The organism is Streptomyces sp. 147326, from assembly GCF_045000215.1.
Classification (GTDB): Bacteria; Actinomycetota; Actinomycetes; order Streptomycetales; family Streptomycetaceae; genus Streptomyces.
In genome coordinates this window covers 3,792,316-3,813,702 of the sequence record NZ_CP134201.1, presented here as the reverse complement: position 1 = coordinate 3,813,702, position 21,387 = coordinate 3,792,316, and the positions used below count along the sequence as shown (strand labels likewise).

The following is a 21,387-nucleotide window of genomic DNA, read 5'->3' as shown; positions in this document are numbered from 1 at the left end:
GCGGCGCGGGAGCGTCGGGGCAGGAGCCTCATTCGGTCGTCCCGCGGGTCTCGCGGGTGCCGCGGGGTGCGACCCCGATCACGACTCGGGTGCCGGCCGCGAGGGAGCCCGCCTGGGCCGGGGTGACGGCCACGAAGCCGTCGCCGCTGGTGCCGGTGCGCACCTCGATGCGCCGCTGGGTGCCCTCGGCGGAGACGGCGGTGACGACCGTACGCCCGTCCGCGCCGGCCGACACGGCGGTGACCGGGACCACGAGCGCCTCGCCGTCGGTGGAGGCGGACTCGATGGTCAGCCGGACGTCCTGCCCGGCGAAGCCGGCGGGCAGCGGCTGGTCGGCGCGGACCACCATCCGGTACCCGAGGTCGCCGCCGCCGCCGCTGCCGCCGCCCGTGCCGTCCCCGCCGCCGCCCTTGGAGTTCTGGCCCTGGGCCTGCTGCTGGGGCGGGCCGGCCGGCTGCGCGGCGGACCGCTCGGCGGCGACCGCCGCCACCTTCCCGTGGATGTCGGTGCCGGAGACCTCGGAGGAGACCACCACCGCCATGCCGGGGCGCAGCAGCTGCTTCTTGTCGTCCTTGAGGTAGGCCTCGACGACGAGTTCCCCGGCGGAGAGCGTGAGGACCGGGCCCGAGACGGGGGAGCCCACGCGGGCGCCGACGGAGCTGACGCGGGCCGGGAAGGAGCCCAGGAAGACGGTCTCGGCGGCGGGCAGCATCGGACCGTCGGCGGCCTCGGCGGCCGCCAGCGCGGCCTGCGCCTCCTTGAGGGCCTGTCGCGCCCGCACCAACTCCCGTCCGGAGCCGGAACCCGAGGTCGCCGCGGTGCCGCCCTTGCCGGATCCGGCGCCCGTGGGGCCCGGTCCGGTGGTGGGTCCGCCGCTCGGACCCGCGGAACCGGCGGAGCCATCCGGCCCGGCGGTGGAGCCGGCGCCCTGACCCGCGGAACCGGCGGAGCCCACCGCGTCCTCGACGGCCCACGTCGCCGACCGGACCGCCTCGCGCGCCGACTTGAGCGCGGCGCCGCCGTCGGCGACCGCGGGCAGCGGCTCGTACCCGATGGCCCGGTAGCGGGCGGCGAGCGCGGCCTTCGTACCGGCCCCGAAGACGCCCTTCGGGTCGGAGCCGGTGCCGTGCCCGAGCTCGCGCAGCGCCTGCTGCACCTGTGCGACGTCGTCCCCGGTGGCCCCCGGCTTGAGGTCCCGGTACATCGGCTGGGTGCCGTGCAGGGTGAACACCGGCCGGCCGGAGACCTCGGCGAGCAGCTGCCCCGCCGTGACCGGGTCCCCGGCCTTCGGCGGCAGCTTGGTCACCACGGCCGCCCCCGACCCCGAGCCGTCACCGGAGCGCACCCCCTGCGGGGACACCTCGACGCTCTGGTCGGCGACGACGGAGCCGCGCATCACCAGGGTCTGCGCGAGCACCCGCCGCTCGACCTCCGCGGTCAGGGCCCCCTGCGCGGGCGGCCCGGTCTCCGCGGCCACCTGCGCGGGGGACTTCACCAGGGTGGTGGCCAGCAGCCCCCCGATCGCCATCAGCGCGGCTCCGCCGACGACTCCGAGCACCACGCGCCGCCCCCGCGCGAGCCCGCTGCGGTCGTCCTCCGGGACCTGGGTGTGCTCCACGACGTGATCGAACTCGCTCATCTCGGCGTCCGGCACTTCTTCAACGCGTCCAGGTGGTCGCGCTTGAGCGCGGTCCACTGCTCGGGAGTGCCCTTGGTCTGGTCGATCTCCCCGGTGACCGGGTCCGGGTCCGGGTACCAGGACACGCCCTCGGCCCGCAGGCACGCGGCCTCCTTCTGCGCGGCGGCGAGCGCCTCCGGCTCGGCCGGCCGGGGCTTCGCCGCGGCCGGCAGCATCGACTCGCAGGCCTTGTGCGCCTCCTCGTTCCAGGGCTTCGACTTGTCCTCGCGCGGCGCGCCGTAGTCGGTGTAAACGATGGCCACACCCTGCTTCTTCAAGCAGTCGTGGTAAGCGATTTCCTCGGCCGTGGGCGGCGGACTGTCACTCGCCTTGGGCTCGTCGTCCCCGCCGCCGCATCCCGTCAGCGAAATGCATATGAGGAGCAGTGGAGCGAAATAGCGTGCGTGCACGACGGGAGTTCCCTTGCGGCGGTAGAAGTGGGATCGGCGCGCCCGTGCGAGAAGTGCGAGGAGTGCGCGCCGGGCGATAGTAGGTAGCAGAAAGTGCGCGCACAAGTTCCTGGTCAGTAACCAGACATGACTGTCCATCAGGTGAGAAGGACTTGGTTTTCGGACGCCTTGACCTGTTGAATCCCGGCCGGACGGTGAGTCGTGATCATGGTTGCGGCTCTGCGTCACCATTTCACCTGCAGAGGAGCAGATCATGAACAAGGCATTCCGCGCGCTGACCACGGGCGGCGTCGCCGCCGTATCGATGGGCGCGATTCTCCTGGGTGCGGCCGGACCGGCGGCGGCCATGGGCAAGGACGGAAATCTGGAAGTCCACGAGTTCGGTCTTTTCTACTACCAGAATCAGTCTGGTTGTGTCTTCGACCTGTACGGCGAGGACCTGAACTTCAACGACAACTACTTCAAGAGCGGCTGCACGGGTGCCGGGGCCCTCGTGAACGACAACACCGAGTCCTACAAGAACCGCGACGTCTATGCCTGGAAGGTCGCCACGGACGCGAACATCGACGGCAATGTCGGCGAGATCCCCTCGAACTACTCCGGCAATGCCTCGGCCACGTTCAAGAACAAGATCAGCTCGGCCACCTACACCCTCCACCCCTGATCCGGACGAAGGAGTTCCACGCTATGCGCACCGCCCGGCGCCTCCGTCTCGTCGCCCCGGTCGCTCTGCTGGCCACGATGCTGGCCGGATGTTCCGGCGCCGGCGGTGCGGAGGGCGGCGAACCGGAGCTCGGCCCCGTCGAGTCCAATCCGGCGACGGCCGCGCTGTCCTTCCCGATGGACGCCTACACGGACACCGAAGCCGAGCGGATCCGCATGGGCCAGGTCCAGCAGATGCTGGTCTCCCGGTGCATGGCCCGGTACGGGTTCACGTACGAGGGGGTGAAGGCGGCCGCGCCGTCCGGCGGCGGGGCGGCCGAGGACCGGCACCGGTACCTCTTCGGCCCGGCCGATCCGGCGTACGCGGCGGCCCACGGGTACGACAAGTCCGCGGGGGAGGGAATGCCGGCCAAGCCCCCGGCGCCGCAGCTGAGCGACAGCGCCTACGTCGTGATGAACGGCGAACAGCCGGGCGCCCAGGGCGGCACGGCTCCCGACGCGAACACCGAGGAGGAGGCCGCGCAGCTGGACAGCGGCCTCACCGCGGGCGGGCAGAGGGTACCGGCGGGCGGGTGCGCCCGGGAGGGGTACCGGAAGCTCTACGCCCCGACGAAGGACAGCGTGGACCTGCTCTTCACCTTCGGGCTGGCCTCCGAGGCGCACGAACGGTCCCGGCAGGACTCCCGGGTCGTCGGCATGCTGAAGAACTGGGCGGCATGCATGGACAAATCAGGATACGGCGGGGTCGCCACGCCGTACGAGGTCGTCGAGAAGCTGGGCCTGCAGGACGACAAGGGCGGCGCGAAGGCCGTCACGGCTGCCAAGGCCGATGTCGCGTGCAAGCGCGAGGTGAACCTGGTCGGGATCTGGGCGGCGGTCGAGAAGGCCTACCAGGAGCGTCTCGTCGAGGAGCACGCCGAGACGCTGGCCCTCTACAAGAAGCAGCGCGACGCCCGCTTCAAGCTGGCGGCGAGCCTCGTCTGAGGCGCACGGAAGGGCCGGTGCTCCACCCCCGAGCGGGGGAGCACCGGCCCTTCTGTGCGTTCGTGACGATCCGGAGGATCAGAGGACGCGGACGGCGCCCGTCGGCTTGTCGTAGCTCAGGTTGCGCTCGACGATGCCCGTGCTGGGGTTCTGCGCGCCGACGAACTTGCCGCCGCCGACGTAGATGGCGACGTGGTACGCGCTGCCCTTGGAGCCCCAGTACAGGATGTCGCCCGGCTGAAGGGCGTTCAGGGACACCGAGGTGCCGGCCGAGGACTGCGCCTGGGACATGCGCGGCAGGGAGATGCCGGCCTGGCGGTAGGCGGCCTGGACGAGGCCGGAGCAGTCGAACGAGGACGGGCCGGTGCCGCCCATGACGTACGCCTTGCCGACCTGAGCGCGGGCGAAGTTGACGATCGCGGCGGCGGAGCCGGTGGCCGGGGCGGTGACGGTACCGGTGCCCTGGGAGCTGCCGGAGCCGGATCCGGAGCCGGAGGCCGAGGTGCTGTTGAGGGAAGTACGGGCGGTGGAGCGGGTGGCGCGCTCGGCAGCGGCCTTGCGGTCCGCCTCCTCCTTCTCCTTCTTCTCCTCGTCGGCCTTCTTCTGGGCCTCTTCCTTGGCCTGCTTCGCCTCGGCGGCGGCGCCGGTGCGGGCGCTCTCCTCCTGGGCGGTCAGTTCGCCCTCGACGGCGGCCAGGCGGGTGTTCTCGGCTGCCTTGGTGACGGCGGAGGAGACCTCGGCGGCCAGATCCAGGTTGAGGACCGGCATTTCGAGCGTCGTCTCGGCCACGGGCTCGGACGGGGACGCGCTCGCGGTGCCGGCCATGGCCAGGGTGCTGAGGACGCCACCGGCAACTCCGGCGCGGACCGCGAGCTTCGAGGCGCTACGACGGGGCTTCCGGTGGCTGGGTATGTGAGCGGTGTGGGACATGAGGACAACCGCTATCAGGGCGCCCGGGGTCCCTTCAAGAAACGTGGGTTGCGCCACAGTTGCCCGCGAACGGCGCTAACCGGGCGCGTCCGGCTCCTTATTGACGCCGTAACGGGCGAAACGGACAGGCCTTCACAAGGCTGTGATCATGGGGTTTCCGTAATAAGTCCGAATTGATCCACGACCTACCATCCCGCCGCACAGATGGCCAAGCCCTCTTTCGGAAGCGCAGATTCAGAGTGGCGCAGGTCACAGGAGCGTCACGCCATGCGGACGCTGTGCCCCGTCCGTGACCTTCCTGTGAAGAGGCCGGGGGGTTCGTGAACGGATGCACGCGCTCGGCGCGCTCCTCGACCCCTCGTCTGCCCCCGCGTCCACCTCCGTACACACCGGCTCCCCCGACCGGGCGACGCCGATCCCTTTATCACCCAGACGCCCTTGGTGCCAATTTGCCTGCACGGGCCACCATTTGATAGTGCCGTGCGCCTTCTACCTGCGGTAACGAGGTCGGATGTCACCTTTGGTGATCATGTGGATGCTTCACGTATGAAGATCACCACTCATTGGGCTTCATGATCGTTCGTCAGGTGGTGGAGATCACAAACTCGGTGTTGCAACCCGTGTCGCAGATCACAGACGGGCGGGCATAAGATGCGCACCAGTCCGGCTTGTGAACTGCCTCACATGCAAGCGCTCGATCAAAGCGCGATCTTCGCGAGGCGGTGCACGCGGTGCCGGCGGCGGTCCAACGGTCAAGGACGACTGGAAGGAGCGAGGAGCGTGAATGCGTACGCGCCCATCCTCGTGCTCGGCGCCCTCGGCGCAGGGTTTGCGATCTTCTCCGTGGTCATGGCCACGCTGATCGGCCCAAAACGGTACAACCGGGCGAAGCTCGAAGCCTACGAGTGCGGCATCGAGCCGACACCGATGCCGGCCGGCGGCGGCCGCTTCCCCATCAAGTACTACCTGACGGCGATGCTCTTCATCGTCTTCGACATCGAGGTTGTCTTCCTCTACCCCTGGGCCGTCACCTTCGACTCCCTGGGGATCTTCGGGCTCGTCGAGATGCTGCTCTTCGTGCTCACCGTCTTCGTCGCCTACGCCTACGTGTGGCGCCGCGGCGGCCTGGAATGGGACTGAGGGGCTGAATTTTCCATGGGACTGGAAGAGAAGCTGCCGAGCGGCTTCCTGCTGACCACCGTCGAACAGGCCGCGGGCTGGGTGCGCAAGTCGTCCGTCTTCCCGGCGACCTTCGGCCTGGCCTGCTGCGCCATCGAGATGATGACCACCGGAGCGGGCCGGTACGACCTGGCCCGCTTCGGCATGGAGGTCTTCCGCGGCTCCCCGCGCCAGGCCGACCTGATGATCGTGGCCGGCCGGGTCAGCCAGAAGATGGCGCCGGTGCTGCGGCAGGTGTACGACCAGATGCCCGCTCCCAAGTGGGTGATCTCCATGGGGGTCTGCGCCTCTTCGGGCGGCATGTTCAACAACTACGCGATCGTCCAGGGCGTCGACCACATCGTCCCGGTGGACATCTACCTGCCCGGCTGCCCGCCCCGCCCCGAGATGCTGATGGACGCGATCCTCAAGCTCCACCAGAAGATCCAGGGCGGAAAGCTCGGCGTGAACCGGGAACAGGCGGCACGTGAGGCGGAGGAGGCGGCCCTCAAGGCCCTCCCCACCATCGAGATGAAGGGGCTGCTCCGGTGAGCGAGACCCAAGAGCCGGAGAACGGCACCACGGGCGAGAACGGCGGCAACGGCAGCAACGTGCCTGCGCCGCGCGACCAGGGCCCCGAGGTCATCGGCGTCCGCAAGGGCATGTTCGGCGCCAGGAACGGCGGCGACACCAGCGGCTACGGCGGCCTGGTGCGGACGATCGCCCTCCCGGGCCCGTCCGCCCGGCCCTACGGCTCGTATTTCGACGAGGTCGTGGACGAGCTGGAGGGCGCCTTGGAGGAGCAGGACCTGCTCCCCGCGAACGCGATCGAGAAGGTGGTCGTGGATCGGGGAGAGCTCACTCTCCACATCGCCCGCGAGCACCTCGTCCGGGTCGCGCGCACCCTGCGCGACGACCCCGCCCTGCGCTTCGAACTCTGCACCGGCGTCTCCGGGGTCCACTTCCCCGACACTGCGCCGATCCATGACGTGGGCCGCGAGCTGCACGCCGTCTACCACCTGCGCTCGCTCACCCACGGCCGGATCGTGCGGCTGGAGGTGTCCGTCCCGGACAGCGACCCGCACGTCCCGTCGCTCGTCTCCGTCTACCCGACCAACGACTGGCACGAGCGCGAGACGTACGACTTCTTCGGCCTGGTCTTCGACGGGCACCCGGCCCTCACCCGGATCATGATGCCGGACGACTGGCAGGGCTTCCCGCAGCGCAAGGACTACCCGCTCGGCGGCATCCCCATCGAGTACAAGGGCGCCCAGATCCCGGCTCCCGACCAGCGGAGGTCGTACAGCTGATGTCCACTTCGAATCACGCCGCCGACCACGCTTCCGCGCGCGAGACGACCGAAGGCACCGTCTACACCGTCACCGGCGGCGACTGGGACGAGATCGTCCAGTCCGCGGCCAGGGCCGACGACGAGCGGATCGTCGTCAACATGGGCCCCCAGCACCCGTCCACCCACGGGGTGCTCCGCCTGATCCTGGAGATCGACGGCGAGACGGTCACCGAGGCCCGCTGCGGCATCGGCTACCTGCACACCGGCATCGAGAAGAACCTCGAATACCGGAACTGGACGCAGGGCACGACCTTCGTGACGCGCATGGACTACCTCACGCCGTTCTTCAACGAGACGGCGTACTGCCTCGGCGTCGAGAAGCTGCTCGGCATCACCGACCAGATCCCGGACCGCGCCACCGTCATCCGCGTCCTGCTGATGGAGCTCAACCGGCTCTCCTCCCACCTGGTGTGCATCGCCACCGGCGGCATGGAGCTGGGCGCGACCACGATCATGATCTACGGCTTCCGCGACCGCGAGCTGATCCTCGACATCTTCGAGCTGATCACCGGACTGCGCATGAACCACGCGTTCGTCCGCCCCGGCGGCCTCGCGCAGGACCTGCCCCCGGGCGCCGTCGACCAGCTGCGCGAGTTCGTCAAGACGATGAAGAAGAACCTGCCGGAGTACGACAAGCTCGCCACCGGCAACCCCATCTTCAAGGCCCGCATGCAGGACGTCGGCTACCTCGACCTCACCGGCTGCATGGCGCTCGGCGCCACCGGCCCGATCCTGCGCTCCGCCGGCCTGCCGCACGACCTGCGCAAGTCCGAGCCGTACTGCGGGTACGAGAACTACGAGTTCGACGTGCCGACCACCGAGAGCTGCGACTCCTACGGGCGGTTCCTGATCCGCCTGGAGGAGATGCGCCAGTCGCTGCGGATCGTCGAGCAGTGCCTGGAGCGCCTGGAGCCGGGCCCGGTGATGGTCGCCGACAAGAAGATCGCGTGGCCGGCGCAGCTGGCGATGGGCCCGGACGGCCTCGGCAACTCCCTCGACCACATCAGGAACATCATGGGCACCTCCATGGAGGCCCTCATCCACCACTTCAAGCTGGTGACCGAGGGCTTCCGGGTCCCGGCCGGGCAGGCGTACGCGGCCGTCGAATCGCCCAAGGGCGAGCTCGGCGTGCACGTCGTCTCCGACGGCGGCACCCGCCCCTACCGGGTCCACTTCCGCGACCCGTCCTTCACCAACCTGCAGGCCATGGCCGCGATGTGCGAGGGCGGCCAGGTCGCCGACGTCATCGTCGCCGTCGCCTCCATCGACCCCGTGATGGGAGGCGTCGACCGATGACCGCCAGTCCTCAGAACCAAGGGGTCTCGCTGGGCATGCCCCAGCTGCCGGCCCCCGACTTTCCGGCGGAGGTACGCGAGCGCCTCGAAGCGGACGCGAAGGAGGTCATCGCCCGCTACCCCGACAGCCGGTCCGCGCTGCTGCCGCTGCTGCACCTGTGCCAGGCCCAGGAGGGCCACGTCTCGCGCACCGGAGTCCGCTTCTGCGCCGAGGTGCTGGGCCTGACCACCGCCGAGGTCACGGCCGTCGCGACCTTCTACACGATGTACCGGCGGAGGCCCTCCGGCGACTACCAGGTCGGCGTGTGCACGAACACGCTGTGCGCGGTGATGGGCGGCGACGCCATCTTCGAGGAACTCAAGGAGCACCTCGGGGTCGGCAACAACGAGACCACCCCCGACGGCAAGGTCACCCTCGAACACATCGAGTGCAACGCGGCCTGCGACTTCGCCCCCGTGGTGATGGTCAACTGGGAGTTCTTCGACAACCAGACCCCCCAATCGGCCAAGGCCCTGGTGGACGACCTGCTGGCCGGCCGCGAGGTCTCGCCGACCCGGGGCGCGCCGCTGTGCACGTACAAGGAGACCGCCCGGATCCTGGCCGGGTTCCCGGACGAGCGCGAGGGCGCGGTCGAGGCGACCGGCGGCGCCGGTCCCGCCTCCCTGATCGGGCTGCGCATCGCCCGCGGCGAGTCCCCGCACGCCTCGATCGTTCACCCGCGCACCGAGGCGCGCGGCGAGACCCGTGGCGACACCACCACCGAGGGAGGGGAGGGATGACCGTGTCCTCCGAACTGAGCAATGGGGGCAGCACCTCCCGGCCGGAGGCCGGCGGAGGCACGAGCCCGGAGAAGCTCCTCGCGCCCGTGCTGTCGGCCTTCTGGGACGAGCCGCAGTCGTGGACGCTGGAGACCTACCGGCGCCACGAGGGCTACGAGGGCCTGCGCAAGGCACTCGCGATGACCCCGGACGACCTCATCGCCTACGTGAAGGACTCGGGTCTGCGCGGACGCGGCGGCGCGGGCTTCCCCACCGGAATGAAGTGGCAGTTCATCCCGCAGGGCGACGGAAAGCCGCACTACCTCGTCGTGAACGCGGACGAGTCGGAGCCGGGAACCTGCAAGGACATCCCCCTCCTCTTCGCCAACCCGCACTCCCTCATCGAGGGAATGATCATCGCGTGCTACGCGATCCGCTCGCAGCACGCCTTCATCTACCTGCGCGGCGAGGTGGTGCCGGTCCTGCGGCGCCTGCACGAGGCGGTGCGCGAGGCGTACGAGGCCGGTTACCTCGGGAAGGCTGCAGATAGGGAGAAGAGCGGCCTGGGGAGCGGGCTCGACCTCGACATCACGGTGCACGCGGGAGCGGGCGCGTACATCTGCGGCGAGGAGACGGCGCTGCTCGACTCCCTCGAAGGCCGGCGCGGTCAGCCCCGGCTGCGTCCCCCCTTCCCTGCCGTCGAGGGGCTCTACGCGTGCCCCACCGTCGTGAACAACGTCGAGTCCATCGCCTCGGTTCCCGCGATCCTGAACAAGGGCAAGGACTGGTTCAAGTCGATGGGGACCGAGAAGTCCCCCGGCTTCACGCTGTATTCGCTCTCCGGGCACGTCGCCGGCCCCGGCCAGTACGAGGCCCCGCTCGGCATCACCCTGCGCCAGCTGCTCGACATGAGCGGCGGCATGCGGCCCGGGCACCGGCTGAAATTCTGGACCCCGGGCGGCTCCTCCACCCCGATGTTCACCGACGAGCACCTCGACGTCCCGCTCGACTACGAGGGCGTCGGCGCGGCCGGCTCGATGCTCGGCACCAAGGCGCTCCAGTGCTTCGACGAGACGACCTGCGTGGTGCGGGCCGTGACCCGGTGGACGGAGTTCTACGCCCACGAGTCCTGCGGCAAGTGCACCCCGTGCCGCGAAGGCACGTACTGGCTGGTCCAGCTGTTGCGCGACATCGAGGCCGGCAAGGGCGTCATGTCCGACCTCGACAAGCTGAACGACATCGCCGACAACATCAACGGCAAGTCCTTCTGCGCGCTCGGTGACGGCGCGGCCAGCCCGATCTTCTCCTCGCTCAAGTACTTCCGCGAGGAGTACGAGCAGCACATCACGGGCAAGGGCTGCCCCTTCGACCCCAGGAAGTCGACCCTCTGGGCCGACACGGAGGTGAACGCATGACCGTCACCACTACGGCCGCCTCCGGAGGGGACGCGGCCGTTCCGCCCGAGGATCTGGTGTCGCTGACCATCGACGGGGCCGAACTGTCCGTGCCCAAGGGCACCCTCGTCATCCGGGCCGCCGAACAGCTCGGCATCGAGATCCCCCGGTTCTGCGACCACCCCCTCCTCTCCCCGGCCGGCGCCTGCCGCCAGTGCATCGTCGAGGTCGAGGGCCAGCGCAAGCCGATGGCCTCCTGCACCATCACCTGCACCGACGGCATGGTCGTCAAGACCCAGCTGACCTCCGAGGTCGCCGACAAGGCCCAGCGCGGGGTGATGGAGCTGCTGCTCATCAACCACCCGCTGGACTGCCCGGTCTGCGACAAGGGCGGCGAGTGCCCGCTGCAGAACCAGGCGATGTCGCACGGCAACGCCGATTCGCGGTTCGAGGGCAGGAAGCGCACCTACGAGAAGCCGGTCCCGATCTCCACGCAGGTGCTGCTGGACCGCGAGCGCTGCGTGCTGTGCGCCCGCTGCACCCGCTTCTCCAACGAGATCGCCGGCGACCCGATGATCGAGCTGCTGGAGCGCGGCGCGCTGCAGCAGGTCGGCACCGGCGAGGGCGACCCCTTCGAGTCGTACTTCTCCGGCAACACCATCCAGATCTGCCCGGTCGGCGCCCTCACCTCGGCCGCGTACCGGTTCCGCTCCCGCCCCTTCGACCTCGTCTCCTCCCCGAGCGTGTGCGAGCACTGCGCGGGCGGCTGCGCGACCCGTACCGACCACCGCCGCGGCAAGGTGCTGCGCCGCCTCGCCGCGGAGGACCCCGAGGTCAACGAGGAGTGGATCTGCGACAAGGGCCGCTTCGGGTTCCGCTACGCGCAGCGCCCGGACCGGCTCACCACCCCGCTGGTGCGCGGCGCCGACGGGGTCCTCGCCCCCGCGAGCTGGCCCGAGGCCCTGGAGGCCGCGGCCAACGGGCTCGCCGCCGCGCGCGGCCGGGCCGGCGTCCTCACCGGCGGCCGGCTCACCGTCGAGGACGCCTACGCGTACGCCAAGTTCGCCCGGGTGGTGCTCGACACCAACGACATCGACTTCCGGGCCCGCGTGCACAGCGCGGAGGAGGCCGAGTTCCTGGCCGCCACCGTCGCCGGCACCGGCAAGGACCTCGACGGCAAGGGCGTCACCTACGCCTCGCTGGAGGCGGCGCCCGCGGTGCTGCTCGTCGGCATCGAGGCGGAGGAGGAGGCCCCCGGCGTCTTCCTGCGGCTGCGCAAGGCCCACCGCAAGCACAAGCAGCGGACCTTCGCCCTCGCCCCCTTCGCCACCCGCGGCCTGGAGAAGACGGGCGGCACCCTGCTGGCCGCCGCCCCCGGCACCGAGCCCGAGTGGCTCGACGCGCTGGCCTCCCGGACCGGCCTGGAGGCCGGCGGGGCCGTCGCCGCCGACGCGCTGCGCGAGCCCGGCGCCGTCATCGTGGTCGGTGAGCGGCTCGCCGGGGTGCCCGGCGCGCTGACCGCCGCCGTACGGGCCGCCGCGGCGACCGGGGCGAAGCTGGTGTGGATCCCGCGCCGGGCCGGTGAGCGGGCCGCCGTCGAGGCGGGCGCGCTGCCGTCCCTGCTGCCGGGCGGCCGTCCGGCCACCGACCCGCGGGCCCGCGACGAGGTCGCCACCGCCTGGGGCCTGGACGAACTCCCGCACCGCTACGGCCGCGACACCGGCCAGATCGTCGAAGCCGCGGCCTCCCGCGAGCTCTCGGCCCTGCTGGTCGCGGGGGTCGAGGTGAGCGACCTGCCGGATCCGGTCCGCGCGCGGATCGCCCTCCAGGAGGCCTTCGTGGTCTCCCTGGAACTGCGGCCCAGCGAGGTCACCGCCCACGCGGACGTGGTCCTTCCGGTCGCCGCGGTGGCCGAGAAGGCGGGCGCGTTCATCAACTGGGAGGGCAGGGTCCGCCCGTTCGAGGCGGCGCTCAAGCCCGACCAGATGACCCGCCGGCTCGCCCCGGCCGACGCCCGCGTGCTCCACATGCTGGCCGACGCCGCCGACCGGCCGATCGCGCTGCCCGACGTGCACGCCGTACGCCGGGAGCTCGATGCGCTCGGCCCGTGGGCCGGGGAGCGCGCCGCCGAACAGTCCGCCGACACCGCGGCGCTGCCCCGCCCGGGCATCGGCGAGGCGGTCCTCGCGGGCCACCGGCTCCTCCTCGACCTGGGCCGCCTCCAGGAGGGCGACGAGGCCCTGGCCGGCACCCGCCACGAGGCGAGCGCCCGGCTGTCGGCCGCCACGGCCGCCGAGACGGGCGTCAAGGACGGCGACGCCCTCGCGGTCACCGGACCGGCCGGCTCCGTGGAACTCCCGCTCCGGATCACCGAGATGCCCGACCGCGTGGTCTGGCTCCCGCTGAACTCCACCGGCTCCGGCGTCCTCGCCGACGCCGGCGCCCGCCCGGGCAGCCTCGTACGCATCGGCCCGGCGACCCCGGCCGGCACCGGCGACACCACTGCGGAGGTGGACGCGTGAACGCGGTACACGGTGACTTCGTACAACTGGCCGCCGAGGACCTGTCCCTGTTCGGCCGCGACGTCTGGTGGCTGGTCGTCATCAAGGCGGTGTTCTGCTTCGCCTTCCTGATGGTGACCGTGCTCTTCTCCATCGTGTGGGAGCGCAAGGTCGTCGCCTGGATGCAGCTGCGCATCGGCCCCAACCGGCACGGGCCCTGGGGCATGCTCCAGTCGCTCGCCGACGGCGTGAAGCTGATGCTCAAGGAAGACCTGATCGTCAAGCGCGCCGACAAGGTGGTCTACGTCCTGGCCCCGATCATCGCGGCGATCCCGGCCTTCATGGCCATCGCGGTGATCCCCTTCGGGCCCGCGGACGACCAGATCTCCATCTTCGGCCAGCGCACCACGATGCAGCTGACCGACCTGCCCATCGCGATGCTCTACATCCTCGCGGTTGCCTCGGTCGGCATCTACGGCATCGTGCTGGCGGGCTGGTCCTCCGGCTCCACGTACCCGCTGCTCGGCGGACTGCGCTCCTGCGCGCAGATGATCTCCTACGAGATCGCGATGGGCGCGGCCTTCGCCTCGGTCTTCCTCTACTCCGGGTCGATGTCGACCTCGGCGATCGTCGACGCGCAGGAGGACCGCTGGTTCATCGTCCTGCTGCCGGTGTCCTTCATCATCTACGTCATCACGATGGTCGGCGAGACGAACCGCGCCCCCTTCGACATGCCGGAGTCCGAGGGCGACCTGGTCGGCGGCTTCAACACCGAGTACTCGTCCATCAAGTTCGCGCTGTTCATGCTGGCCGAGTACGTCAACATGGTCACCGTCTCGGCGGTTTCGGTCACCCTCTTCCTGGGCGGCTGGCGGGCCCCGTACCCGATCAGCGCCTTCTGGGAGGGCGCGAACCACGGCTGGTGGCCGATGCTCTGGTTCGTCCTCAAGGTGCAGCTGCTGCTGTTCTTCTTCATCTGGCTGCGCGGCACGCTGCCGCGCGTGCGCTACGACCAGCTGATGAAGCTCGGCTGGAAGGTGCTCATCCCGGTCTCCGTGGTCTGGCTGATGCTGGTCGCGACCGTCCGGGCGCTGCGCAACGAGGCGTACGACTTCAGCGAGATCGTCCTCTACGTCGGCGGTGGAGTCGTGGCGATCCTGCTGCTCTCCTTCGTCGCGGACATCTTCCGCGACAAGCGCGAGAAGGCGCAGGCCGCCGAGGCCGTCGACGACGCCGTGCCCTTCGACCCGCTGGCGGGCGGATTCCCCGTACCGCCCAAGCCCGGCCAGCACTTGGCACCCGTACCGCGCAGGCGGCCTCGCAGCGAGCGGGAGCTGATTGTCAGTGGCGGGGCGAATACTGAGAGTGACCGAGAGGAGGCTTGAGAGATGTCCGACGACGACAAGTGGCAGAACCCGGTGGCGGGCTTCGGCGTGACCTTCAAGGCCATGTTCAAGAAGCGCCTCACCGAGCAGTACCCGGAGCAGCAGAAGACGACCGCCCCGCGCTTCCACGGACGGCATCAGCTCAACCGGCACCCCGACGGTCTGGAGAAGTGCATCGGGTGCGAGCTGTGCGCCTGGGCCTGTCCCGCCGACGCCATCTACGTGGAGGGCGCGGACAACACCGAGGAGGAGCGCTACTCCCCGGGCGAGCGGTACGGCGCCGTCTACCAGATCAACTACGCCCGCTGCATCCTGTGCGGGCTGTGCGTCGAGGCGTGCCCGACGAGGGCGCTCACCATGACGAACGAGTTCGAACTGGCCGATGCCAGCCGTGAGTCGCTCATCTACACCAAGGAGCAGCTGCTCGCCGGCCTCACCGAGGGCATGGTCGAGGCTCCGCACGCGATGTACCCCGGCACGGAGGACACCGACTACTACCGCGGGCAGGTGACGGGGGCCGCCCCGGGCACGGTCCGGCAGGTCGCGGTCACCAAGGGCGAGAAGCCCGAGGACGAGTCGGTGGACGCCCAGCGGGCCGAGGAGGTGCAGGCGTGAGCACCATCGCGGCAAGCCTCACCTCCACCGGCGAGGCCGTGCAGTTCTGGATCCTCGGCACGGTCGCCGTCATCGGCGCCCTGGCCACGATCCTGATGAAGAAGGCCGTGCACAGCGCCCTCAGCCTGGCCGGGACGATGATCATCCTGGCGGTCTTCTACCTCGCCAACGGGGCGTACTTCCTGGGCGTCGTCCAGGTCATCGTCTACACCGGCGCGATCATGATGCTCTTCCTCTTCGTGGTCATGCTCGTCGGCGTCACCGCCGCCGACTCCCTGAAGGAGACCATCAAGGGGCAGCGCTGGCTGGCCGCCCTGTGCGGGCTCGGCTTCGGCATCCTGCTGATCGCCGGCATCGGCAACGCCAAGCTCACCCACTTCAACGGGCTCGGCAGGATCAACTCCGGCGGACACGTCGAGGGCCTGGCGCAGCTGATCTTCACCAAGTACGTCTTCGCCTTCGAGATCACCGGCGCGCTGCTGATCACCGCGGCCGTCGGCGCGATGGTGCTCACCCACCGCGAGCGCACCGAACGGGCCGCCACCCAGCGCGAGCTCGCCGAGAAGCGCGTCCGCGCGGGCGTGCAGCTCCCGCCGCTGCCCGCGCCCGGCGTCTACGCCCGGCACAACGCGGTGGACGTCGCCGGCCTCCTGCCGGACGGCACCCCGTCCGAGCTGACGGTCAACAAGACGCTGCGCGGCCGCGGCCAGATCCGCGACGTGTCGAGCGAGGCGCTGAACGACCTGAAGGCACTGGAGCAGGCGTCGGCGGAGCGCCTCGGCCGCGAGGAGGCGTCCAAGTGAATCCGGTCAACTACCTGTACCTGGCGGCCCTGCTGTTCACCATCGGCGCGACCGGCGTGCTGATCCGCAAGAACGCGATCGTGCTGTTCATGTGCGTCGAGCTGATGCTCAACGCCTGCAACCTCGCCTTCGTCGCCTTCTCCCGGATGCACGGCAACCTCGACGGCCAGATCATCGCGTTCTTCACGATGGTCGTCGCCGCTGCGGAGGTCGTGGTCGGCCTGGCGATCATCGTGTCGCTGTTCCGTACCCGCCACTCGGCCTCGGTCGACGACGCCAGCCTGATGAAGCTGTAAGGGGTCGCTGTGGAGAACCTGATTGCGCTGCTGATCGCGGCGCCCCTGCTCGGAGCGGTGGTGCTGCTGTGCGGCGGCCGGCGCCTCGACAAGACCGGTCACTGGATCGGCACCGTGCTGGCGGCCGTCTCCTTCGGGATCGGCGCCGTGCTGTTCGCCGACATGCTGTCGCGCAGTGCCGATGACCGGACCCTGTCCCAGCGCCTTTACACCTGGATCCCCGTCGAGGGCTTCCAGGCGGACATGGCCTTCCAGCTGGACCAGCTGTCGATGACCTTCGTCCTGCTGATCTCCGGGGTGGGCACGCTCATCCACGTGTACTCGATCGGGTACATGGAGCACGACGAGCGCCGCCGCCGCTTCTTCGGCTACCTCAACCTGTTCGTCGCGGCCATGCTGCTGCTGGTCCTCGCCGACAACTACCTGCTGCTGTACTTCGGCTGGGAGGGCGTGGGCCTCGCCTCGTACCTCCTGATCGGCTTCTGGCAGCACAAGCCCAGCGCGGCCACCGCCGCGAAGAAGGCCTTCCTCGTCAACCGCGTCGGCGACATGGGCCTGTCGATCGCGATCATGCTGATGTTCACCACCTTCGGGACCTTCGCCTTCGCGCCGGTGTTCGGCGCGGTGGGGGAGACTTCCGAGGGCACGCTCACGGCGATCGGCCTGATGCTGCTGCTGGCCGCCTGCGGCAAGTCGGCGCAGGTCCCGCTGCAGTCCTGGCTCGGTGACGCGATGGAGGGCCCGACCCCGGTCTCGGCCCTGATCCACGCCGCCACCATGGTGACCGCCGGCGTGTACCTGATCGTCCGCTCGGCCGCCGTCTTCAACGGGGCGCCGGACGCGCAGCTCGTGGTCACCGTCGTGGGCGCGGTCACGCTGCTCTTCGGTGCGATCGTCGGTTGCGCGAAGGACGACATCAAGAAGGCCCTGGCGGGCTCGACGATGTCGCAGATCGGCTACATGATCCTCGCCGCGGGCCTCGGCCCGATCGGCTACGTCTTCGCGATCATGCACCTGGTGACGCACGGCTTCTTCAAGGCAGGGCTCTTCCTCGGCGCGGGTTCCGTGATGCACGGGATGAACGACGAGGTGGACATGCGCAAGTACGGGGCCCTGCGGAAGTACATGCCGGTCACCTTCGTGACCTTCGGACTCGGGTACCTGGCCATCATCGGCTTCCCGGGCCTGTCGGGCTTCTTCTCCAAGGACATGATCATCGAGGCGGCCTTCGCGAAGGGCGGCACCGAGGGCTGGATCCTCGGCGGAGTCACCCTGCTGGGCGCGGGCATCACCGCCTTCTACATGACCCGCGTCATGCTCCTCACCTTCTTCGGCGAGAAGCGCTGGCAGCCCGACGCCGAAGGACATCCGCCGCACCCGCACGAGTCGCCGAAGTCGATGACGATCCCGATGGTCATCCTGGCGTTCGGCTCGGTCTTCGCCGGCGGCTTCTTCGAGATCGGCGACCGGTTCCTGAACTGGCTGGAGCCCGTCACCGGTTACGCGCACGGCCACCCGCCGGTCAGCGCCACGACGGTGACCGCGGCCACCGTGGTCGTCCTGGTCGTCGGCGTCGCCATCGCCTGGGGGATGTACGGCCGCAGGCCCGTCCCGGTCCTCGCCCCGCGCGGCTCGCTCCTCACCCGGGCGGCCCGGCGGGACCTGTACCAGGACGACTTCAACCACGTCGTGCTGGTGCGCGGCGGGGAGCACCTGACCCGCTCGCTCGTGTACGTCGACCACAGCCTCGTCGACGGGGTGGTCAACGGGACGGCCGCCTCGGTCGGCGGGCTCTCGGGCCGCCTGCGCAAGCTGCAGAACGGCTACGCCCGCAGCTACGCGGTCTCGATGTTCGGGGGAACGGTGGTCCTGATCGCCGCGACCCTGCTGATGAGGGCGGTGTGAAATGAGTTTCCCGCTTCTGACGGTGACGGCCGCGGTCCCCGCGGTCGGCGCGATCCTGACGGCGGCCGTCCCGGCCGCCCGCAGGACCGCCGCCAAGTGGCTCGCGCTGCTCTTCTCGCTGGCGACCCTGGTCCTGGCCGTGCTCGTCGCGGTCCGCTTCGACCCCGGTGGAGACCGCTACCAGCTCACCGAATCCCGCCCGTGGATCGCCGACTTCGGCGTCCGGTACGAGCTGGGCGTGGACGGGATCGGGGTGGTGCTCATCGGGCTCACCGCGCTGCTGATCCCCTTCGTGATCGCGGCCGGCTGGCACGACGCCGACCCGCTGGAGACCAAGAGCTCCCGGTGGCGGCCGACCCAGGGCTTCTTCGCCCTGATCCTGCTGGTCGAGGCGATGGTGATCATCTCCTTCGAGGCCACCGACATCTTCCTCTTCTACATCTTCTTCGAAGCCATGCTCATCCCGATGTACTTCCTCATCGGCGGCTTCGGGGACCGGGCGCACTCCGGTTCCGACGAGAATGCGGCCGCGCAGCGCTCGTACGCGGCGGTCAAGTTCCTCCTCTACAACCTGGTCGGCGGCCTGATCATGCTGGCCGCCGTCATCGGGCTGTACGTGGTCGCCGGGAACTTCTCGCTCCAGGAGATCACCGCCGCCCGCGCCGCGGGCACGCTCGACATGGCGACCAACACCGAGCGGCTCCTCTTCCTCGGCTTCTTCTTCGCCTTCGCGGTGAAGGCCCCGCTGTGGCCGCTGCACACCTGGCTGCCGAACGCGATGGGCGAGTCCACCGCCCCGGTCGCCGTCCTGATCACCGCGGTCGTCGACAAGGTCGGCACCTTCGCGATGCTCCGCTTCTGCCTCGGGCTCTTCCCGGACGCCAGCAAGTGGGCCACACCGGTGATCCTGGTCCTGGCCCTGATCAGCATCGTCTACGGCGCGCTGGTCGCGGTCGGCCAGCGGGACATCAAGCGGCTGGTCGCCTACGCCTCGATCTCGCACTTCGGCTTCATCATCCTGGGCATCTTCGCGATGACCTCCCAGGGCCAGTCCGGCGCCACCCTCTACATGGTCAACCACGGCCTGTCGACGGCGGCGCTGATGCTGGTGGCCGGCTTCCTGATCTCGCGCCGCGGCTCGCGGCTCATCGCCGACTACGGCGGCGTCCAGAAGGTGGCCCCGGTCCTCGCCGGAACCTTCCTGATCGGCGGCCTGGCCACCCTCTCGCTGCCGGGCCTCGCGCCCTTCGTCAGTGAATTCCTGGTCCTGGTCGGCACGTTCGCCCGGTACCCGGTCGTCGGCATCATCGCCACCATCGGCATCGTGCTCGCCGCGCTCTACACGCTGGTGCTCTACCAGCGCACGATGACCGGCCCCGTGAAGGAGGAGGTCCGCACGATGCCGGACCTGCGCCTGCGGGAGCTGCTGGTGGTCGCCCCGCTGATCGCGCTGCTGATCGGGCTGGGCGTCTACCCGAAGGTGCTCACCGACATCGTCAACCCGGCGGTGGAGCACACCATGTCGGACGTGAAGCAGACGGACCCGAAGCCCGAAGTGGCCGTCGAAGCCAAGAACGGGGAGGCGGCGAAGTGAGCACAGTGACTTCCGCCCACAGCCTGTGGACGCTTGCGGCCGAGGCGCCGGTCGACCGGATCCCGGCACCGACCATCGAGTACGCACAGCTCGCGCCCACGCTGATCGTGGTGGGCGCGGCGGTCCTCGGGATCCTCGTGGAGGCCTTCGTGCCCCGCAAGTCCCGGTACTACGTGCAGGTGTTCCTCGCCGTCGCGGCGCTGGCCTCGGCCTTCGCGGCGGTCGTCGGCCTCGCGGCCGGCGGGTACGGCTCGACGAAGGCGCACATCGCCGCGATGGGCGCCATCGCCGTGGACGGCCCGGCGCTGTTCCTGCAGGGCACCATCCTGCTGGCCTCGGTCGTCGCGATCTTCACCTTCGCCGAGCGGCGCCTCGACCCGGCCGCGCACGGCAACCGGGTGGACTCCTTCGCCGCCCAGGCGGCGTCCGTACCGGGCAGCGAGAGCGAGAAGGCCGCCGTCAAGGCGGGCTTCACCACCACCGAGGTCTTCCCGCTGGCCCTGTTCGCGATCGCCGGAATGCTGATCTTCCCGGCGGCCAACGACCTGCTGACGCTCTTCATCGCGCTGGAGGTCTTCTCCCTCCCGCTGTACCTGCTCTGCGCCGTCGCCCGCCGCCAGCGGCTGATGTCGCAGGAGGCCGCGGTGAAGTACTTCCTGCTGGGCGCCTTCTCCTCCGCCTTCCTCCTCTTCGGCATCGCGCTGCTCTACGGCTACGCGGGCTCGGTCTCGTACGCGGTGATCGCCGACGTGGTCGACGGCACGGTCACGAAGATCGACCCGGCGCTGGCCTCCACCATGGGCAACGACGCGCTGCTGCTGACCGGCGGCGCGCTGATCCTGATGGGCCTGCTCTTCAAGGTCGGCGCGGTCCCCTTCCACATGTGGACCCCGGACGTTTACCAGGGCGCCCCGACCCCGGTCACCGGCTTCATGGCGGCGGCGACGAAGGTGGCCGCCTTCGGCGCGCTGCTGCGCCTGCTCTACGTGGTCCTCCCGGGCCTGCGGTGGGACTGGCGGCCGGTGATGTGGGGGGTGGCCATCGTCACGATGCTGGCGGGCGCGGTGGTCGCCGTGACGCAGACGGACGTCAAGCGGCTGCTGGCGTACTCCTCGATCGCGCACGCGGGCTTCATCCTGGCCGGCGTGATCGCGACCTCGGCGGAGGGCGTCCAGGCGGTCCTCTTCTACCTGGGCGCGTACTCCTTCGTGACGATCGGCGCCTTCGCCGTGGTCACGCTGGTGCGCGACGCGGGCGGCGAGGCGACGCACCTGTCCAAGTGGGCGGGGCTGGGCCGACGTTCGCCACTGACGGCGGCCGTCTTCGCGGTGTTCCTGCTGGCCTTCGCCGGCATCCCGCTGACGTCGGGCTTCACGGGCAAGTTCGCCGTGTTCACGGCGGCGGCCGAGGGCGGCGCGGGAGCGCTGGTCGTGGTCGGCGTCATCTCGTCCGCGATCGCCGCGTTCTTCTACATCCGGGTGATCGTCCTGATGTTCTTCAGCGAGCCGAAGGCCGACGGCCCGACGGTGGCGGTGCCCTCGCCGCTGACGATGACCACCATCGCGGTGGGCGTCGCGGTCACCGTGGTCCTGGGCGTGGCCCCGCAGTACTTCCTGGACCTGGCGGGGCAGGCGAGCACCTTCGTCCGCTGACCGGTTCGCCGTAC

The 21,387-nt window shown here is 70.1% G+C and carries 19 protein-coding genes; 16 read left to right on the top strand and 3 right to left on the bottom strand.

Annotated elements, in window-relative coordinates:
- Positions 1–28: 28 nt before the first annotated feature.
- Both RIU97_RS16935 and RIU97_RS16930 read right to left on the bottom strand, forming a co-directional pair.
- Positions 29–1,639, bottom strand: coding sequence for a peptidoglycan-binding protein (locus RIU97_RS16935; RefSeq protein WP_404957605.1), 1,611 nt, complete (start codon positions 1,637–1,639; stop codon positions 29–31).
- Positions 1,636–1,956: a hypothetical protein gene (locus RIU97_RS16930; protein ID WP_404957603.1), complete on the bottom strand. Its 321-nt coding sequence runs from the start codon at positions 1,954–1,956 to the stop codon at positions 1,636–1,638. The genes RIU97_RS16935 and RIU97_RS16930 overlap by 4 nt, the downstream gene beginning before the upstream one ends.
- A gap of 385 nt (positions 1,957–2,341) precedes the next feature.
- Between RIU97_RS16930 and RIU97_RS16925 the strand changes: the two genes are divergently transcribed.
- Both RIU97_RS16925 and RIU97_RS16920 read left to right on the top strand, forming a co-directional pair.
- Entirely contained in the window at positions 2,342–2,752 is a 411-nt protein-coding gene (locus tag RIU97_RS16925) for a hypothetical protein (RefSeq protein ID WP_361753740.1), read from the top strand.
- A gap of 23 nt (positions 2,753–2,775) precedes the next feature.
- Positions 2,776–3,735, top strand: coding sequence for a hypothetical protein (locus RIU97_RS16920; RefSeq protein ID WP_404957601.1), 960 nt, complete (start codon positions 2,776–2,778; stop codon positions 3,733–3,735).
- A 78-nt stretch (positions 3,736–3,813) separates the two neighbouring features.
- On the opposite strand, the gene RIU97_RS16915 is transcribed toward RIU97_RS16920, so the two are convergent.
- Complete coding sequence (locus RIU97_RS16915; protein WP_404957599.1) at positions 3,814–4,665, bottom strand: C40 family peptidase; 852 nt, start codon at positions 4,663–4,665, stop codon at positions 3,814–3,816.
- A 780-nt stretch (positions 4,666–5,445) separates the two neighbouring features.
- On the opposite strand from RIU97_RS16915, the gene RIU97_RS16910 reads away from it, so the two are divergent.
- The 14 genes from RIU97_RS16910 to nuoN are packed head-to-tail and all read left to right on the top strand — an operon-like array spanning position 5,446 to position 21,373.
- On the top strand, positions 5,446–5,805 hold the full coding sequence (locus RIU97_RS16910) for an NADH-quinone oxidoreductase subunit A (RefSeq protein ID WP_030010013.1): 360 nt from the start codon (positions 5,446–5,448) through the stop codon (positions 5,803–5,805).
- 15 nt (positions 5,806–5,820) lie between these two features.
- Positions 5,821–6,375 carry an NADH-quinone oxidoreductase subunit B family protein gene (locus tag RIU97_RS16905; protein ID WP_361753734.1) on the top strand — a complete coding sequence of 185 codons (555 nt, stop codon included), beginning with the start codon at positions 5,821–5,823 and terminating at the stop codon, positions 6,373–6,375.
- Positions 6,372–7,133 carry an NADH-quinone oxidoreductase subunit C gene (locus tag RIU97_RS16900; protein ID WP_404957596.1) on the top strand — a complete coding sequence of 254 codons (762 nt, stop codon included), beginning with the start codon at positions 6,372–6,374 and terminating at the stop codon, positions 7,131–7,133. Before RIU97_RS16905 ends, RIU97_RS16900 begins: the two co-directional genes overlap by 4 nt.
- Complete coding sequence (locus RIU97_RS16895; RefSeq protein ID WP_404957594.1) at positions 7,133–8,470, top strand: NADH-quinone oxidoreductase subunit D; 1,338 nt, start codon at positions 7,133–7,135, stop codon at positions 8,468–8,470. Before RIU97_RS16900 ends, RIU97_RS16895 begins: the two co-directional genes overlap by 1 nt.
- On the top strand, positions 8,467–9,249 hold the full coding sequence (gene nuoE / locus RIU97_RS16890; protein ID WP_404957592.1) for an NADH-quinone oxidoreductase subunit NuoE: 783 nt from the start codon (positions 8,467–8,469) through the stop codon (positions 9,247–9,249). The genes RIU97_RS16895 and nuoE overlap by 4 nt, the downstream gene beginning before the upstream one ends.
- Positions 9,246–10,643 carry an NADH-quinone oxidoreductase subunit NuoF gene (nuoF, locus tag RIU97_RS16885; protein WP_361753726.1) on the top strand — a complete coding sequence of 466 codons (1,398 nt, stop codon included), beginning with the start codon at positions 9,246–9,248 and terminating at the stop codon, positions 10,641–10,643. Before nuoE ends, nuoF begins: the two co-directional genes overlap by 4 nt.
- Complete coding sequence (locus RIU97_RS16880) at positions 10,640–13,144, top strand: NADH-quinone oxidoreductase subunit G (RefSeq protein WP_404957589.1); 2,505 nt, start codon at positions 10,640–10,642, stop codon at positions 13,142–13,144. The genes nuoF and RIU97_RS16880 overlap by 4 nt, the downstream gene beginning before the upstream one ends.
- A complete protein-coding gene (gene nuoH, locus RIU97_RS16875; RefSeq protein ID WP_404957587.1) occupies positions 13,141–14,508 on the top strand; it encodes an NADH-quinone oxidoreductase subunit NuoH in 1,368 nt (455 codons plus the stop codon). Before RIU97_RS16880 ends, nuoH begins: the two co-directional genes overlap by 4 nt.
- A 3-nt stretch (positions 14,509–14,511) precedes the next feature.
- Positions 14,512–15,123, top strand: coding sequence for an NADH-quinone oxidoreductase subunit NuoI (gene nuoI / locus RIU97_RS16870; protein ID WP_404957585.1), 612 nt, complete (start codon positions 14,512–14,514; stop codon positions 15,121–15,123).
- Positions 15,120–15,926 (top strand): NADH-quinone oxidoreductase subunit J, encoded by an 807-nt coding sequence (locus RIU97_RS16865; protein ID WP_404957583.1) that lies wholly within the window; start codon positions 15,120–15,122, stop codon positions 15,924–15,926. Before nuoI ends, RIU97_RS16865 begins: the two co-directional genes overlap by 4 nt.
- Entirely contained in the window at positions 15,923–16,222 is a 300-nt protein-coding gene (gene nuoK / locus RIU97_RS16860; RefSeq protein WP_030653455.1) for an NADH-quinone oxidoreductase subunit NuoK, read from the top strand. The genes RIU97_RS16865 and nuoK overlap by 4 nt, the downstream gene beginning before the upstream one ends.
- 9 nt (positions 16,223–16,231) lie before the next feature.
- A complete protein-coding gene (gene nuoL / locus RIU97_RS16855) occupies positions 16,232–18,127 on the top strand; it encodes an NADH-quinone oxidoreductase subunit L (protein ID WP_404957581.1) in 1,896 nt (631 codons plus the stop codon).
- 1 nt (position 18,128) lies between these two features.
- Complete coding sequence (locus RIU97_RS16850; RefSeq protein WP_404957578.1) at positions 18,129–19,721, top strand: NADH-quinone oxidoreductase subunit M; 1,593 nt, start codon at positions 18,129–18,131, stop codon at positions 19,719–19,721.
- Between the two features lie 5 nt (positions 19,722–19,726).
- Positions 19,727–21,373 carry an NADH-quinone oxidoreductase subunit NuoN gene (gene nuoN / locus RIU97_RS16845; protein ID WP_404962861.1) on the top strand — a complete coding sequence of 549 codons (1,647 nt, stop codon included), beginning with the start codon at positions 19,727–19,729 and terminating at the stop codon, positions 21,371–21,373.
- Positions 21,374–21,387: the final 14 nt, after the last annotated feature.